At 67.7% G+C, this 14,709-nt stretch carries 16 protein-coding genes; 10 read left to right on the top strand and 6 right to left on the bottom strand.

Annotated elements, in window-relative coordinates; genetic code table 11:
• Positions 1 to 3: 3 nt before the first annotated feature.
• Genes VIM12_RS03520 through VIM12_RS03505 form a run of 4 tightly spaced genes read left to right on the top strand, consistent with a single transcriptional unit; the run spans position 4 to position 3,113 of the window.
• Positions 4 to 846, top strand: coding sequence for a formate dehydrogenase accessory sulfurtransferase FdhD (locus tag VIM12_RS03520; protein ID WP_331940234.1), 843 nt, complete (start codon positions 4 to 6; stop codon positions 844 to 846).
• A 50-nt stretch (positions 847 to 896) separates the two neighbouring features.
• Positions 897 to 1,604: an ABC transporter permease gene (locus tag VIM12_RS03515; protein ID WP_331940233.1), complete on the top strand. Its 708-nt coding sequence runs from the start codon at positions 897 to 899 to the stop codon at positions 1,602 to 1,604.
• Positions 1,601 to 2,278: an energy-coupling factor ABC transporter ATP-binding protein gene (locus VIM12_RS03510; protein WP_331940232.1), complete on the top strand. Its 678-nt coding sequence runs from the start codon at positions 1,601 to 1,603 to the stop codon at positions 2,276 to 2,278. The genes VIM12_RS03515 and VIM12_RS03510 overlap by 4 nt, the downstream gene beginning before the upstream one ends.
• Before the next feature lie 22 nt (positions 2,279 to 2,300).
• Positions 2,301 to 3,113 carry a substrate-binding domain-containing protein gene (locus VIM12_RS03505; protein WP_414691750.1) on the top strand — a complete coding sequence of 271 codons (813 nt, stop codon included), beginning with the start codon at positions 2,301 to 2,303 and terminating at the stop codon, positions 3,111 to 3,113.
• A 9-nt stretch (positions 3,114 to 3,122) separates the two neighbouring features.
• On the opposite strand, the gene VIM12_RS03500 is transcribed toward VIM12_RS03505, so the two are convergent.
• Positions 3,123 to 3,473: a hypothetical protein gene (locus tag VIM12_RS03500; protein ID WP_331940231.1), complete on the bottom strand. Its 351-nt coding sequence runs from the start codon at positions 3,471 to 3,473 to the stop codon at positions 3,123 to 3,125.
• Positions 3,474 to 3,663: 190 nt separating this feature from the next.
• Here VIM12_RS03500 and VIM12_RS03495 point away from each other — a divergent pair, with 190 nt between their 5' ends.
• Both VIM12_RS03495 and VIM12_RS03490 read left to right on the top strand, forming a co-directional pair.
• Positions 3,664 to 3,867 (top strand): hypothetical protein, encoded by a 204-nt coding sequence (locus tag VIM12_RS03495; RefSeq protein ID WP_331940230.1) that lies wholly within the window; start codon positions 3,664 to 3,666, stop codon positions 3,865 to 3,867.
• Between the two features lie 149 nt (positions 3,868 to 4,016).
• Positions 4,017 to 4,853: a polysaccharide deacetylase family protein gene (locus tag VIM12_RS03490; RefSeq protein WP_331940229.1), complete on the top strand. Its 837-nt coding sequence runs from the start codon at positions 4,017 to 4,019 to the stop codon at positions 4,851 to 4,853.
• Between the two features lie 6 nt (positions 4,854 to 4,859).
• Here VIM12_RS03490 and VIM12_RS03485 read toward each other — a convergent pair whose 3' ends face one another.
• Positions 4,860 to 5,135 (bottom strand): hypothetical protein, encoded by a 276-nt coding sequence (locus tag VIM12_RS03485; RefSeq protein ID WP_331940228.1) that lies wholly within the window; start codon positions 5,133 to 5,135, stop codon positions 4,860 to 4,862.
• 166 nt (positions 5,136 to 5,301) lie between these two features.
• On the opposite strand from VIM12_RS03485, the gene VIM12_RS03480 reads away from it, so the two are divergent.
• The gene (locus VIM12_RS03480) at positions 5,302 to 5,511 is read left to right on the top strand and encodes a heavy-metal-associated domain-containing protein (RefSeq protein ID WP_331940227.1); all 210 of its coding nucleotides are present in this window, start codon (positions 5,302 to 5,304) and stop codon (positions 5,509 to 5,511) included.
• Between the two features lie 39 nt (positions 5,512 to 5,550).
• On the opposite strand, the gene blaOXA is transcribed toward VIM12_RS03480, so the two are convergent.
• Positions 5,551 to 6,420, bottom strand: a complete 870-nt coding sequence (gene blaOXA, locus VIM12_RS03475; RefSeq protein WP_331940226.1) for a class D beta-lactamase — start codon at positions 6,418 to 6,420, stop codon at positions 5,551 to 5,553.
• A 138-nt stretch (positions 6,421 to 6,558) separates the two neighbouring features.
• Here blaOXA and VIM12_RS03470 point away from each other — a divergent pair, with 138 nt between their 5' ends.
• Positions 6,559 to 8,205, top strand: a complete 1,647-nt coding sequence (locus tag VIM12_RS03470; protein WP_331940225.1) for a hypothetical protein — start codon at positions 6,559 to 6,561, stop codon at positions 8,203 to 8,205.
• Here the strand turns inward: VIM12_RS03470 and cueR are convergent.
• The 3 genes from cueR to VIM12_RS03455 all read right to left on the bottom strand — a co-directional run bounded on the left by cueR (position 8,099) and on the right by VIM12_RS03455 (position 11,962).
• The gene (gene cueR, locus VIM12_RS03465) at positions 8,099 to 8,566 is read right to left on the bottom strand and encodes a Cu(I)-responsive transcriptional regulator (RefSeq protein ID WP_331940224.1); all 468 of its coding nucleotides are present in this window, start codon (positions 8,564 to 8,566) and stop codon (positions 8,099 to 8,101) included. The two genes, VIM12_RS03470 and cueR, sit on opposite strands and share 107 nt — an antisense overlap.
• Positions 8,563 to 10,989, bottom strand: a complete 2,427-nt coding sequence (locus tag VIM12_RS03460; RefSeq protein ID WP_331940223.1) for a heavy metal translocating P-type ATPase — start codon at positions 10,987 to 10,989, stop codon at positions 8,563 to 8,565. Before VIM12_RS03460 ends, cueR begins: the two co-directional genes overlap by 4 nt.
• Before the next feature lie 67 nt (positions 10,990 to 11,056).
• Complete coding sequence (locus VIM12_RS03455) at positions 11,057 to 11,962, bottom strand: SDR family oxidoreductase (protein ID WP_331940222.1); 906 nt, start codon at positions 11,960 to 11,962, stop codon at positions 11,057 to 11,059.
• 9 nt (positions 11,963 to 11,971) lie between these two features.
• Here VIM12_RS03455 and VIM12_RS03450 point away from each other — a divergent pair, with 9 nt between their 5' ends.
• Both VIM12_RS03450 and VIM12_RS03445 read left to right on the top strand, forming a co-directional pair.
• Positions 11,972 to 13,024: a CDP-6-deoxy-delta-3,4-glucoseen reductase gene (locus VIM12_RS03450; RefSeq protein ID WP_331940221.1), complete on the top strand. Its 1,053-nt coding sequence runs from the start codon at positions 11,972 to 11,974 to the stop codon at positions 13,022 to 13,024.
• Between the two features lie 176 nt (positions 13,025 to 13,200).
• A complete protein-coding gene (locus VIM12_RS03445) occupies positions 13,201 to 14,403 on the top strand; it encodes an acetylornithine transaminase (RefSeq protein ID WP_331940220.1) in 1,203 nt (400 codons plus the stop codon).
• Positions 14,404 to 14,709: the final 306 nt, after the last annotated feature.

The raw sequence follows: 14,709 nt of genomic DNA, 5'->3' as shown, positions 1-14,709 counted from the left end.
TTCATGTCGCATCGCCCCTACCTCACCAACGCCAGCGCCCCCCTGACCCGCGAGGTCGAAGTGATGGACGAGCGCGGCCGGCTGTCGACCATCGCGATCCCGTCCGAACGCCCGCTGACCGTGTATGTCGACAAGCGCGAGCTGGTGACGCTGATGACGCTGGGCGGTGCGCCGGAAGCGCTGACGATCGGCTACCTGCGCAACCAGCGCCTGGTGGCCTCGATTGCCGACATCGAATCGGTCACGGTCGACTGGTCGGTCGATGCGGTGGCCGTGCGCACCCGCGGCGGCATCGCAGGGATAGAGGAACGCACCGCGAAAAAGGTCGTCACCACCGGCTGCGGCCAGGGGTCGGTGTTCGGCGGATTGATGGACGATATCGACCGCATCGTGCTGCCGCCCGACGCCAGGCTCCGGCAGTCCGTGCTCTACCGCATCGTCGACACCATCCGCACCCAGCAGTCGATCTACAAGCAGGCCGGCTCGGTGCACGGCTGCGCGCTGTTCAGCGGGGACGGCGACATGCTGTATTTCGTCGAGGATGTCGGCCGCCACAATGCCGTCGACGCGATCGCCGGGCGCATGTGGCTGGACGGCGTGGGCGGCGACGACAAGGTGTTCTACACCACCGGCCGGCTGACCTCGGAGATGGTGATCAAGGGCGCGCAGATGGGAATTCCCTTCCTGCTGTCGCGCTCCGGCACCACGCAGATGGGCCACATGGTCGCGGAGAAACTGGGGATGTCGCTGTTGGCGCGCTGCACCGGCAAGCATTTCCTGGCCCTGAGCGGGCGCGAGCGGCTGGTGATGGAGCCGCACCTGGCCGATGTTTTGCGGGTAGCATGACGGTTTCATAACAAGACGACGGCAGGCCCCGCCGCCCTGCCCGTCCCCCCATGCACCTGATCGACGCCATCCGCGATGCATTCTTCCTGCTGTTCTCCGGCGACGGCGAGCTGTGGCAGATCATCTGGGTCTCGCTGAAGACGACGCTGATTGCCCTTCTCCTTGCGGCCCCCCTGGCCGTGGTCGCCGGCTACCTGATTGCCACCCATACCTTCTGCGGCAGGCGCATCGCGATCTGGCTTGCACAGGCCTCGCTGTCGCTGCCCACGGTGCTGGTCGGCCTGCTGCTGTACCTTGCCCTGTCGCGCCAGGGACCGATGGGCGAACTCCAGTGGCTGTTCTCGCAGTCGGCCATCATCGCCGGGCAGGTGCTGATCTCGCTGCCGGTGCTGGTGGCCTTTTCCCTGGCGGCCGTGCAGGCAGCCGATCCCCGCATCGCCGAGACGACGCTCACGCTGGGCGCGTCGCGCTGGCGCACGATGGGCACGGTGCTGTACGAGGTGCGCTTTGGCGTGATGGCGGCAATCATCAGCGGCTTCGGACGGGTGATATCGGAGGTCGGCTGCGCGATCATGGTTGGCGGCAACATCGCCGGCGAGACCCGCACCATGACCACCGCCATCGCCCTGCAGACGAGCAAGGGCGAATTCGCGCAGGGCATCGCGCTCGGTATCGTGCTGGTCACGATCGCCCTGCTCGTCAATGCCGGCCTGGTCCTGCTGCAAGGCGACCCGCGCACGGAAAGGGGCGCGGCATGAAAGAGCTTCTCGTGATCGAAGGCTTGCGCAAGGACTTCGGCGAGCGGCGGTTGTTCGAGATCGAACGCCTGGTGATCCGCCAGGCGGCGGCCTATGTCCTGACCGGTCTCAACGGCACCGGCAAGAGCACCCTGCTGCGCATCCTCGCCGGGCTGGAAAGCGCCTCGCCCGACCGCGCCGCCTACATGGGCGCACCGCTGTCGCTGCGGCCCTACCCGCGCGTACTGCGCGAGTCCGTGGTCTACGTGCATCAGCACCCGGTGCTGTTTTCCACCACGGTGGCGGCCAACATCGCCTACGGCCTAACCGCGCGCGGCATGCCTTCCGCGCAGGCCGCGCCGCGGGTCGAACAGGCAATGGCGTGGGCCGGCGTCACCCACCTGCGCGACAGCAAGCCGCAAACCCTGTCCGGCGGCGAGAAGCAACGCGTGGCGCTGGCCCGGGCCAAGGTGCTGGAGCCAAGGCTGCTGCTGCTGGACGAGCCAACCTCCAGCCTCGACGGCGCGGCGCGGGAGCAGGTCATCGCGCTGATTCCGTCGCTCGTCGCCGCCGGCAGCAGCGTGGTCATTGCCTGCCACGACCGCGACCTGATTTCCCTGCCCCAGGTGGAACGCCTGAAGCTGCGCGACGGCCGGCTCCAGGCGCGCCAGAACCGGGTGCGCGCCGTTTCCTGACTTCTCCCGAAAGGACAGCATGATGAAAAAGACCTTCCGCGCACTGATGTTCGCCGCCAGCCTCTTCCTCCTTGCGCCGCCAGGCAGCGCGCAGCAGGTGCTCAAGCTTTCCACCACGACCAGCACCGAGAATTCCGGGCTGCTCAATCACCTGCTGCCCGCATTTGAGGCACAGTCCGGCCTCAAGGTGCATGTCATTTCCGTGGGCACCGGCAAGGCGCTTGAACTGGCCCGCAACGGCGACGTCGACGTCACGCTCGTGCATGCGCGCCCGTCGGAGGACAAGTTCGTCGCGGAGGGCCACGGCGTCCAGCGGCGGGACGTGATGTACAACGATTTCATCATCGTCGGCCCGACCGCGGACCCGGCCGGCATCAGGGGCATGAAGGATGTCCATGCGGCGATGAGGAAGATCGTCGATGCCAAGGCCCGCTTCATCTCGCGCGGCGACAATTCCGGCACCGACCAGATGGAACAGGGGTACTGGAAGGCAGTCGGCGCGCGACCCGGGGGCACCGCCTACGTCTCGGCCGGGCTGGGCATGGGCGAGGTGCTGAACATGGCGGCCGAACTGCAGGCGTACACGCTGACCGACCGCGCGACCTACGTGGCTTATCGGGCGCGCACCGGCCTGGCGATTGCCGTCGAGGGCGATCCGAAGATGTTCAATCCCTACGGCATCATCGCGGTCAATCCGGAGCGCCACAAGGGCGTGAATTTCAAGGGCGCGACGCAGCTGATCGAATGGATCACCTCTCCCGCCGGACAGCAGCGTATTGCTGCCTTCCGTCTCGACGGGCAGCAGCTGTTCTTCCCGTCGGCCACCCAGCGCTGATCGCGCGCGCTACTTTACGGTTCCGGTCGTATCCGGGACGGAATGGTTGTTGACCTGGCCGGAGTGCGGCATGGTCGACTGCTCCTGCTGTTTCGCCAGGTCGGCGGGGTTGGCCTGGGTCGGCGTGTTGGCGTCGCCACTGCTGGTCTGCGACTGTGCGGCGGACGCCGAAGACCCCGATGTGCCCGGCGCCTCGCCAGACCCGGAGGCGGCCACCGAGCCACCGGGCGGCGCGGCGGAAACCGAGGGCGAGGAGCCCGGAGTCGGATCGGATCCGGCGGTCTTCGGTTCAGGCGTCTTCTGGCATCCGGCGATGAGTGCGACTGCCAGCCCTGCCAGCATCAAAGATCTCATTTTCATGGTCGTCTCCCGGCACCGGGCACACTGGTTGATCCAATGCGAGCCCGCCGCTTGCTGGTTCGACCTGCCGCACCGGGCGCGGTTCTGGCGCCTGATCTAACGCATACCGCAAGCCCTGCCGGTCATGGTGGAATTGGAACGTTTTCGGGCTTGCCCTCTCTATCAACTCCCATTACCGCCAAGGACACCGATGCCAACGATTCGCCTTTCCACCAAGGAAGTACAGGTAGACGACACGATTTATGTCTTCGACGTGGTGCAGGTTGCCGACCGGTTCGAAGCCTGCGTCGCCATGGTGGACGCAGAGCACTGCGCGATCGACCATCCCCCCGTGTCGAAACGACCAGCGCCGGAGAGTGCGTCGGCAGCCGCCGGCGACGCGCCGTCAGCCTGAACGCGCCCACAGGGCGACCCGGGTCACCTCCCCGGGACCCCGTCTGTCACAAATGGTTACAGCTTGATGCCCAACAATGATTCCTGTCGTCCAGTCATCTAGAGTCTTTCCATTGCCTGCTTCCAGGCAAGCTCTGGCAAGGAGAGACGATGACGATTTCGCTGCCCATCCTGCTGTACCACCGCATCGACCAGGCCCGGTCGTCACTCTCCACATCGCCTGCCGAATTCCGGCGCCACCTGCAATGGCTGAGCGAACGGGGTTGGCGCACGCTCAGTCTTGAGCAGTTCGCCTTTTATGCGCGTTCCGGCAAGGAACTGCCCGCGCATTCCTTTCTGCTGACCTTTGACGACGGGTACGCGTGCCTGTCGGCGTCAGCCGCCGACATCCTGCGGGAGTTCAATTTCAGCGCCGTCTGCTTCCTGTGCACCCGCCTGCTGCGCGGACCGCAGCAGGACAACAATCTGGCCGGCGTGGACAACAGCTGCTTCCTCGACTGGAACCAGGCGCGCGCGCTGCAGCAGTCCGGCGTCGTGGAGTTCCAGTCCCACACGCACAGCCACGAGAAGTTCGGCGAGGCGACGCAGCGCGAGGTGATGGAAGACCTCGGCACCTCCCGCGAATGGCTGGCGCATGAGCTGCGACTGCCGAAGACGATGTTCAACCACCTTGCATGGCCCTGGGGAGAATCGCGGGAATCGTGGCGACTGGCGGCAATGCGTTGCGGCCTGCAGTATCAGTACACGGTGTCGCGTCAGGCGTACAGCCGCAGCTCGCCCATGCAGCAGATGCCCCGCACCTGCTACGACGGAGCGACCCTGGCCAACTTCCAGACCCAGTTCTGGCTGCAGGTGGGTCCGCTTGCCGGTCTCTGGAATTCCGCCTATCCGGTCCTGCGGCGGCTGCGCCGGCCGGCAATCGAGGTACCGGCACCGGAGAATGCAACCACGGTGGCCGGTGTGGACGCCTCGAACGGAGCGTCCTGAAGCGGCTTACGGCGCCTTCGGAACTTCCACGCGCGTGATCTGATTGGGCGCGGCGACCGGATCGCTGGCGGGAAAGGTCGCCTCGACCGCGTCGTCGAGCTGCGCTTCCTCGCGCTCCTCCGGATCGTCGGAATTGGTCGGCCGCGCCTTCACATCGCGCGAAGTGACGTCCTGCGGCGCCACATCCTTCGGGGTCACGGACTTCGAGTCGTTGCCATGCGAGGACCGCTCCTTCGGCTCCTTCCGTTCGTCCTCTTGCGGGCTTCTCTTGAGATTCGACATTTGTTTCTCCAGTGGATATTCACACCGACATGCATCGGTATCATTGGGATAGCGGGCGACGGCGAAAGTTTCTCCGGCTGCCCCGCCGCAAAGATCGCGCGATTGCGCTTGACCTTCCGCCCGTGGCAAGCTCCACAGTGAAGCTTCCCCATTACCGGAGTCCGACATGTATGAACTGAAAGTGGAAGGAATGAGTTGCGGGCACTGCATCGGTGCAGTGACCCGCTCGGTACAGGAACTCGACGCCGCCGCCCGGGTGGAGGTCGATCTCGCGCAGCAGAAGGTACGGGTGGCCACCTCGGCGTCGCTCGATGCGGTGCAGGCGGCGATCGCCGATGCCGGCTACCCGGTGCTGTCCGGCGCCAGCGCCGGTTGAACCCTCCCGGCCGGCGCCGCGCGCACCCCCGGCTTCCGGTCAGGGCAGCAGGCCGAGATCGCGCAGGATCGCCTTGGTCATCGGCACGCGCTGCGCTGCGTCCGCATTGCGCACGATGTCGATGTTGGTGGCGAAGAAGTGCACCTTGCCCTTCTGCTCGACATAGCCGACCAGCCAGCCGGTCTGCGGCTGGTCGTCGCCCAGTGCCACCCAGCCGGTCTTGCCGCTGAGGCGGTAATCCGGCGTCTGCTCCAGCACCAGCATGTCCTTCGCCAGCGCGGTGGTGCGCGCCGACAGGCCCAGCTCCCCGAAGTAGAAGCGGCGCAGGAATGCCGCTTCCTCGTCGGGCGAGATGCGCAGGCCGCCATCAAGCCAGAAGCGATCGATGCCGCCCGAGATGTCGCGGTTGCCGTAGTCGAAGCGGTCGAGCCAGGCCTGCATGCGCGCCGGCCCGATCCGGCGCGCCAGTTCCTGGTAGTACCAGACCACCGAATGCTTCAGCGCCGACTGCAGCTCATGGTCGCCGGCCCATGCCGCCGGCCACCACGACTTGCGCGGCGCCTTCTCCGGATCCCAGGCCATGGCGTGGCCGGGACCGTCCGCGACGCCGGTCTCGAGCGCGATCAGCGTGTTCGGAATCTTGAAGGTGGATGCCGGCAGAAATCGCTGGCGCGCGCGTTCGGGGTTGTAGCGGAGGACCTCGGCGCCCTGTGCGTCCAGGAGCACGAAGGCGCCCTTGACGCCCGCTTCCCGAAAGCGCGTCTCGACCTGCGCGTGTAGTGATGACAGCGGCTGCGGCGCGCGGGGCGCGGCATGCCCGGGCAGAACGGTAGCGGCGAGCGCCAGGGCCGCAAGGGGGGCGGCAAGCGGCCGCGGCATTCGCCGCAGCAGGCAAAGCAGTTTCAACATCTTGTTTCTCCAGTTCGTGGGTGGATGCAGGTTGCGGCTGAGCTCATCGCGCTGCGCAGCATAGGTCAAGCGGAGCTCTCCGCCAACAGGCGTAACGTAACTGACGTAACATCGGCGTTTTTCGTCCTTGCCCCTCCCATGCCGAACCGCACGCTGCGCATCGATCTCGCGCACCCCGCCGCCGTCGACGGACGGCCCGCGCCGTTCCAGTCCCTCTGGCTACTGCTGCGCCTCTACCAGGCGCGGCAGCGCGGCATGCCGGCCGTCCCGGCCGCCGCCCTGCAGGCCCGCTTCCCCGGCAATGCGAACCTGCGCATGCTGGTGTCGCGCGCCTATCGTGACTTCGGGCGCTGGGGGATCGGCGCGGGCTGGGGCCACCGCCAGGATGTGCCGGTGGCGCTGCTCAATCCGCGCGGGCGCAGCCAGGGTCCGTTCTGGATCACGGCTGCGGACGCACAGCGCCTGCGTATTCGCCTGCACGGCAGGCCGGCGGACGATGCGGCGCTGGCGCACTTCCTCGGCGGCGATGCGGCGACGCCCATGCGCAATGACCCGGTCGGCCATGCAATGCAGGACGTCACTTACTGGAACCACCTGACCCAGGCGATGCGCGTGGCGCAGGACGGCGTTGCCCCGGCCGCCGGCGCCGCCGTTGCCGACAGTTTCGGCGCGGCGGCGCAGACCGCGCGCGGCGGCTTCCAGTCGGCGCTGGCGCTGTTGAAGGAAAGCCTGGCATGGCGGCGGCACGGCAGCCTGCGGCGCAGCGGCGAGGCACTCGACCGGCTCGCACGGTATCTCGTCCCGGAAGCGGGTGCGGCTGCGACGCGCATGCCCACGCTGGCCGCAATGGCCCATGTCGCCCGGGCATGGAATTGCTACAGCAGGGATGATGCGGTGGCCGCGCACGCGGAACTCGATCGCCTGGCAAACGATCCCGCGCTGCAGCCGGCATTGCAGTACAACCCGCGGGTGCGCTTTGAAACCCTGAACCTGCGGGCACTGCTGTACCGCGGCACGGCGCTCGGGACCGGTCCGGCTGACCGCGCCGTACGCGCGGAGGCGGCGACGCAGGCGATGGCGGCGCTGTCGGAGGCGCTTGAGGCGGCATACGAGGCCGACTCGATCGATGCCGCGCAGGACGTGGCCGCCAACATCGGCTGGACCTTGTGGCTGTGCTGGCAGCAGTGCCTGCTCGATCCGGCGCGCGCCCGGGAGGAAGCCGCGGTGCAGGCGCAGGCCTTGCGCTGGCTCGGCCTGTCGGAGTGGATCTGCGACCGCTTCGGCGTCGGCGGCAACTCCGCCTGGAACACCGTGTTCGTGCTGCGCATCGTGCGCGGGCACTGCCGGTGGCGGCAGGACGGCGGCATCGATGCTTTCCGCGCCCAGCAACCGCTGTCGATCCACCAGCTGCTGGACGCGACGCGCCCCTTCCACGCGCCGTTCTCGCGTGCCAAAGGCTACACCCGGTGGTCCGCGGTGGCGGCGTTCGCACTGGACGAGCACGATGCGGGACGAAGTTCGTTCGGCCCGCTGCAGGTTGCCAACCTGCTGCTCGAGGCAGCGTGGTTCCTGGCGTGGGAGGACGGCATCTGCAAGGAGGCGAGCGCCGCCGCGGACCGGCTGGCGCGCATGCTGCCCTCGCTCCAGCCCGGGGAACGCCGGTTTTTCCGAGCCGGGCTCAGGTCCTTGCCCGAACCCCTCGCTTCTTCGGCACTGGAGCTGTCGCGTGGTGGTGGCAGGCGGCCGCCTCCGGCGCGTCCGCGGTCGACAAGCCGGCAAGGATAGGACAATCCGGCCTGGCGTCGCCGGCACAGGCATGGGCCAGGTGCTGCAGCGTGTCGCGCATCTCGGTCAGCTCCTGTATCCGCTGCTGCAACGCCGCCACATGCTCCTGTGCGATCGTCTTCACATCGGCGCTGGCCCGCTCCGGGTCCTGCCACAGCGACAGCAGGTCGCGGATTTGTTCCAGCGAGAAGCCGAGATGGCGGGCGCGCCGGATGAAGCGCAGCGTATGCACGTCATTGTCGCCGTAGATGCGGTAGCCGGCGTCGGTCCTGCGCCCTGCCTTGATCAGCGCGATGCTTTCGTAGTAGCGGATCATCTTTGCCGACACGCCCGACGCGCTGGCAGCCTCTCCGATGTTCATGTCGTGCTCCTTGCCATTGTCGGGGACCAGCGCCGCAGCAGCAGGGCATTGCTGATGACGCTGACGGAACTCAGTGCCATTGCCGCCCCGGCCACCACCGGGTTGAGCATGCCGAGCGCGGCCAGCGGTATCCCGACCAGGTTGTAGATGAATGCCCAGAACAGGTTCTGCCGGATCTTGCGCCAGGTGCGGCGCGAGATGTCGATGGCGCCCGGCACCAGGGCCGGATCGCCGCGCATCAGCGTGATGCCGGCCGCGTGCATGGCAACGTCGGTGCCGGTCGCCATGGCAATGCCGACGTCGGCTGCCGCCAGCGCCGGCGCGTCGTTGATGCCGTCGCCGATCATGGCGACTGTCCGCCCCTCGGTCTTCAGGCCGGCGATCTTGTCGGCCTTGTCCGCCGGCAGCACCTCCGCCACCACCTCGTCCAGCCCGAGCGCGGTGCCTGCGGCTTGTGCGCTGCCGCGGTTGTCGCCAGTCAGCAGCACGGTGTGCACGCCGAGCCGCCGCAGTTGCGCAACCGCCGCTGCGGCACCCGGCTTGAGCTGGTCGCCGAAGGCCAGCAGGCCGAGCAGCTGCGGGCGTTCGCCGTCTTCCGCCAGCCAGGAGACGGTATTGCCCGCCTGCTCCAGTTGCGTCGCCTGCTGTGCCAGCGGCGCCAGCGAGACGCCGGTCTCCTGCATCAGGCGGGTGCTTCCCAGCCTGAGCCGGCGCCCCGCCACCTCCACCTGCAGGCCCCGCCCCGGCAAGGCCACGATCCCGGTCGCCGCGAGCGGCGCGATGCCGCGCGCGGCGGCGGCGTTTAGCACGGCGCGCGCAAGCGGATGCTCGCTGCCCTGCTGCAAGGATGCGGCGTGCTGCAGCAGTGCGTCGTCGGTGATGCCGTGGGGAGCCGCCGCGGTCAGCGCCGGCCGGCCCTGCGTCAGCGTTCCCGTCTTGTCGAACACCACGGTATCGACGGCATGCGCGACTTCCAGCGCCTCCGCGTCCTTGATCAGGATGCCGTGGCGGGCGCCGGCCCCGGTACCGGCCATGATCGCCGCCGGCGTGGCCAGGCCGAGCGCACACGGACAGGCGATCACGAGCACCGCCACCGCATTGACGACCGCCTGCTCGATGTCGCCGCCGGCCAGGTACCACCCGGCGAAGGTGGCAAGCGCGATTGCCAGAACAACAGGCACGAACACCGCGCTGACCTTGTCGACCAGGTGCTGGATCGGGGCCTTGCCGGCCTGCGCGCTTTCCACCAGCCGGATGATGCGCGACAGCGTGGTCTCGGCGCCGATCGCGGTGGTCCGCACCAGCAGCAGGCCCTCGGCATTGATGGCGCCGCCGGTCACCCGGTCGCCCGGCTGTTTCGCCACGGGCAGACTTTCGCCGGTGAGCAGCGACTCATCGACGTGGCTCCGTCCCTCGGCCACCTCGCCGTCCACCGGCACTCTTTCCCCGGGCCGCACCACGACCAGGTCATCTACCCGCACCGCGCTCACAGGCACCTCGGTCTCGTCCGCGCCGCGCCGGATCCGCGCCGTCTCCGGCCGCAGCACCTGCAGCGCCCGTATCGCGGCGGTCGTCTGCCGCTTGGCGCGCGCCTCCAGCCATTTGCCGAGCAGGACCAGCGTGATCACCACGGCGGACGCCTCGAAGTACAGGTGCGGCATGCCGTCGCCGGCGTGCCGCCACATCAGGTAGACGCTGAGGCCCCAGGCCGCGCTGGTGCCGAGCGCGACCAGCAGGTCCATGTTGCCGGCGCCGGCGCGCACCGCCTTCCAGCCTGCCCGATAAAAGCGGGCGCCGAGCCAGAACTGCACCGGCGTCGCCAGCACCAGCTGCAGCCATGCGGGCAGCATCCAATCCTTGCCGAACAGCCCGCCGAACATCGGCAGGGCCAGCGGCAGGGACAGCAGCGTCGCCGCGATGAGGTGCAAGCGCTCGCGGTCGACGCGCGGCGCCTGCCGGCGCGGACCGGCCTCTGTCTCCGCGGGCCGGTGCAGGGCAGCGTGATACCCGGCCTTTTCCACCGCCGCCTGCAATTGTTCGGCCGTAATGCCGGCCGCCGCCTGCACGTGGGCGCGCTCGGTCGCCAGATTGACCTCGGCGCCGAGCACGCCATCAAGCTTGCGCAGGGCCTTCTCCACGCGCCCGGCGCAGGAGGCGCAGGTCATCCCCTGCACGTCGAGATCGAACGCCTGTTGAGGTACGCCGTAGCCGGCCTTCTCGATCGCCACGCGCAGTTCGGCGGCGGCAACCTGCGGCCCGGCTGTGACCGTCGCGGTCTCTGTCCCGAGGTTGACGCTGGCATCGAGCACGCCCGGCACTTTGCGCAGCGCCTTCTCGACGCGCCCGACGCAGGACGCGCAGGTCATGCCTTCGACAGGCAGCTGGTAGGCGCGCGTGGAGGATGGGGTTGCTGGTGTGCTCATGACGGTCTCCCGATACTGGATGAGACGATGTTCAACCTTCCCAAGATGGGAAGGTCAAGCACGAATTTCAAGTCCGGACCGGCGCGCCGGTCATGCTTGCCATCGCGGAATGCACGGTGGGAAATTGCAGGCGGACACCAAGCTCGGCCTTGAGCCGGCGGTTGTCCAGCCGCCGCGATTCCGACATGAAGGACAGCAGCACCGGCGACACCGCCTGCGCCAGCGCGGCCCGCGGCATGCGCGCCGGCCGCGGCAGCCCGAAGCGGTCGGCCACGGCGTCGAAGTAGTCGCCCATCTTCATGTCGCTGTCGTCCACTGCATGGTAGACGCGATTCGGCTGGAGCCGGAACAGCGCGCGGGCGACGATGCGCGCCAGGTCGTCGGCGTGGACATGGTTGGTATAGACGTCCTCGTCCGCAAGCAGGGCCGGGGTGCCCTTCTGCAAGCGCTCGACCGGGAGCCGGTCCGCGGCGTAGATGCCGGGCACCCGCAGGATGCCCAGCCTCGACCCGCTGCGCCTGGCCCAGCGTCGCAGGACCTGCTCCGCGTCGACCCGGCGCACGGCCCGCGGATTGCACGGCCTGACCGGCCGGGTCTCGTCGAACCGCTGCCCGCCGCAATCGCCGTACACCCCGGTCGTGCTGACATAAACCAGTGTGGAGCCCTCGGGTAAAATGGCGGTCAGGTTGCGCGTGCGGCGATCCGTGCCGCCTTCGGCCTGCGGCGGGGCGAGATGGACGATGTATGATGCCAGCCGCGCCAGCCGCCCGAGGGTTTCCGGCCGGTCCAGGTCAGCCACCAGCGGCACCGCCCCGGCCGCCCGCAGCACCTCGCGGCGCCCCGGCTGGCTGGTGAGCGCGAAGACGCGGAAGCGGTCGCGCACCAGCGGCAGCAGCCGCATGCCGACGTCGCCGCAGCCGAGCACCAGCAGGCGCGGCCTGCCGAATTTTTTGACATCAGTATTTTTCATCATCGGGATTGTATGAGTTTCCAGGTAACAGTTCAGCCCAGCGGACGCCAGTTCAGCTGCGAAGAAGACGAAACCGTATTGGGCGCCGCCATTCGTGCCGGCGTCGGCCTGCCGTACGGCTGCAAGAACGGCGCATGCGGCAGCTGCAAGGGCAAACTGGTCGAAGGCCGGGTCACCCACGGCGCGCACCAGGAAAAGGCGCTGTCCGTGGCCGAAGAGGAGCGCGGCATGGCGCTGTTCTGCTGCGCCAAGCCGCATTCGGACCTCGTGATCGAGGCGCGCGAGGTGCTCGGCGTGGGCGAATTCCCGATCAAGAAACTGCCGACCCGCGTTGCGAAGATCGACCGCGTGGCCGACGACGTGGTCGTGCTGTCGCTGCAGCTGCCGGCCAACGAGCGCCTGCAATACAAGGCCGGCCAGTACATCGAGTTCCTGCTGAAGGACGGCAAGCGGCGCAGCTACAGCATGGCCAACGCGCCTCACCTGGACGAGCACCTGACCCTGCACATCCGACACATGTACGGCGGCCTGTTCACCGACCATGTGTTCAACAACATGAAGGAGCGCGACATCCTGCGTTTCGAAGGCCCGCTCGGGACGTTCTTCCTGCGCGAGGAGTCCGACAAGCCAATGGTGCTGCTCGCGTCCGGCACCGGCTTCGCCCCGATCAAGGCCATCATCGAGCAGGCCATCCATAACGGCAGCAAGCGTCCGATGACCCTGTACTGGGGCGGGCGCCGTCCGAAGGACCTGTACATGGCCTCCCTGTGCGAGCAATGGGCGCGTGATCTCCCGCACTTCACCTATGTGCCCGTGGTGTCGGAAGCGCTGCCGGAAGACAACTGGACCGGCCGCACCGGCTTCGTGCACCACGCCGTGATCGAAGACCTGCCGGACCTGTCCGGGCACCAGGTGTACGCCTGCGGCGCGCCGGTGATGGTCGACGCCGCCAAGCGCGACTTCGTCGGCCGCTGCGGGCTGCCGGAAGACGAGTTCCTCGCGGACGCTTTCACCTCGGAGGCGGACGCCGCGGATGCCGTTCTGACAACCACGCCCGCCTTTTGACGCAGCGCGGGAAAACACGGTACCATGCGCGTTATGAAAACGACAGCCAGACAATTGCGACGCCGCACCCGATTGCCCCAACCCGGGAAGCCGTGCGCGTAAGAGTCGGATGCTCGTCAAGCCACAGGTCGACCCTGTGGCTTTTTTTTTGAATATTGCCCAACCAGGAGCCGGAAATGGAATTCAGCCAGTACGACATCAACGCCCTCATGCAGATCACCAACCGGCCGAACATCGTCTTCACCGAGGGCAGTGGCATGTGGCTGACCGACAATAACGGCAAGCGCTACCTGGATTACCTGCAGGGCTGGGCCGTCAACTGCCTCGGCCATGCGCCGAAATGCATCGTCGACGCGCTCGCCGCCCAGGGCGCCAGGCTGATCAACCCCTCGCCCGCCTTCTACAACGAACCGTCGATCCGGCTGGCGTCGATGCTGACCGCCCATTCCTGCTTCGACCGAGTGTTCTTCGCCAACAGCGGCGCCGAGGCCAACGAAGGGGCGATCAAGCTGGCGCGCAAGTGGGGCAAGGTCAACAAGAATGCCGCCGGCGAGAACCGCTACGAAATCATCACCTTCAACCACGGCTTCCATGGCCGCACCCTGGCCACCATGTCCGCCAGCGGCAAGACCGGCTGGGACACCATGTTCGCGCCGCAGGTGCCGGGCTTCCCGAAGGCGGAGCTCAACGACATCGCCAGCGTCGAGAAGCTGATCACCGACAAGACCGTCGGCGTGATGCTGGAGCCGGTCCAGGGCGAGAGCGGCGTGATTCCGGCGCAGCGTGAATTCATGCAGGCGCTGCGCGCGCTCACGAAAAAGCACAATCTGCTGCTGATCGTCGACGAGGTGCAGTCGGGCATGGGCCGCAGCGGCGAGCTGTTCGCGTACCAGCTTTCCGGGATCGAGCCGGACATCATGACCCTCGGGAAGGGTATCGGCGGCGGCGTCCCGCTGTCGGCCATGCTGGCGCGCGAGGAAGTGGCGGTGTTCGAACCGGGCGAACAGGGCGGCACCTACAACGGCAATCCGGTCATGACCGCCGTCGGCGCAGCGGTGCTGGAGGAGTTGCTCAAGCCGGGCTTCCTGCAGTCGGTCAAGGACCAGGGCAACTACCTCGGCGCGCAACTGCTCACGTTGTGCGACAAGCACGGTCTCGAAGGCGAGCGCGGCGAGGGGCTGCTGCGTGCGCTCAAGCTCGGCCGGGACATCGGCCCGCAGATCGTGGAGGCGGCGCGCAATCTCGAACCGGTCGGCCTGCTGCTGAACTCGCCGCGTCCCGACCTGCTGCGCTTCATGCCGTCGCTGAACGTGACGAAGGACGAGATCGACCAGATGATCGCGATGCTGTCGGACATACTGGAGAAACTGAAGAGCTAAGCGCACGAAGGCCGGCAGGCGCCGCGCCTGTCATGCTCCGGGAAGGCAGCGCGATGCGCTGCTTTTTTTTTGCGCCGCGCGCGCCCGAACCTGCCGTCACGGTGCATGCCCGCGATGCATGCGCCGAACGGAACGACAACCGGCCTGCCTCATGCGCTCACGTTGGCCACCCATCGCTATCCGCAGCCAATGGAACTCGGCCTTGCGCCGCTCCACCTACCTACTCGTCCCCGCGTCCATCTCCTCCCCAGGTTTGAGACCGGGCGCTACACATGACCTAGCCCATTGCCTGCCATGCCTACCACT

The organism is Noviherbaspirillum sp., from assembly GCF_036563305.1.
Taxonomy (GTDB): Bacteria; Pseudomonadota; Gammaproteobacteria; order Burkholderiales; family Burkholderiaceae_D; genus Noviherbaspirillum.
The sequence above is the reverse complement of the archived record's forward strand: the minus strand, read 5'-3'. Positions and strand labels throughout refer to the sequence as shown.

Bases quoted from the DNA above. Each gene is read 5' to 3' on its own strand.
- VIM12_RS03520 (WP_331940234.1), top strand. From the start codon at position 4: ATGTCGCATCGCCCCTACCTCACCAACGCCAGCGCCCCCCTGACCCGC.
- VIM12_RS03515 (WP_331940233.1), top strand. From the start codon at position 897: ATGCACCTGATCGACGCCATCCGCGATGCATTCTTCCTGCTGTTCTCC.
- VIM12_RS03510 (WP_331940232.1), top strand. From the start codon at position 1,601: ATGAAAGAGCTTCTCGTGATCGAAGGCTTGCGCAAGGACTTCGGCGAG.
- VIM12_RS03505 (WP_414691750.1), top strand. From the start codon at position 2,301: ATGAAAAAGACCTTCCGCGCACTGATGTTCGCCGCCAGCCTCTTCCTC.
- VIM12_RS03500 (WP_331940231.1), bottom strand. From the start codon at position 3,473: ATGAAAATGAGATCTTTGATGCTGGCAGGGCTGGCAGTCGCACTCATC.
- VIM12_RS03495 (WP_331940230.1), top strand. From the start codon at position 3,664: ATGCCAACGATTCGCCTTTCCACCAAGGAAGTACAGGTAGACGACACG.
- VIM12_RS03490 (WP_331940229.1), top strand. From the start codon at position 4,017: ATGACGATTTCGCTGCCCATCCTGCTGTACCACCGCATCGACCAGGCC.
- VIM12_RS03485 (WP_331940228.1), bottom strand. From the start codon at position 5,135: ATGTCGAATCTCAAGAGAAGCCCGCAAGAGGACGAACGGAAGGAGCCG.
- VIM12_RS03480 (WP_331940227.1), top strand. From the start codon at position 5,302: ATGTATGAACTGAAAGTGGAAGGAATGAGTTGCGGGCACTGCATCGGT.
- blaOXA (WP_331940226.1), bottom strand. From the start codon at position 6,420: ATGTTGAAACTGCTTTGCCTGCTGCGGCGAATGCCGCGGCCGCTTGCC.
- VIM12_RS03470 (WP_331940225.1), top strand. From the start codon at position 6,559: ATGCCGAACCGCACGCTGCGCATCGATCTCGCGCACCCCGCCGCCGTC.
- cueR (WP_331940224.1), bottom strand. From the start codon at position 8,566: ATGAACATCGGAGAGGCTGCCAGCGCGTCGGGCGTGTCGGCAAAGATG.
- VIM12_RS03460 (WP_331940223.1), bottom strand. From the start codon at position 10,989: ATGAGCACACCAGCAACCCCATCCTCCACGCGCGCCTACCAGCTGCCT.
- VIM12_RS03455 (WP_331940222.1), bottom strand. From the start codon at position 11,962: ATGATGAAAAATACTGATGTCAAAAAATTCGGCAGGCCGCGCCTGCTG.
- VIM12_RS03450 (WP_331940221.1), top strand. From the start codon at position 11,972: ATGAGTTTCCAGGTAACAGTTCAGCCCAGCGGACGCCAGTTCAGCTGC.
- VIM12_RS03445 (WP_331940220.1), top strand. From the start codon at position 13,201: ATGGAATTCAGCCAGTACGACATCAACGCCCTCATGCAGATCACCAAC.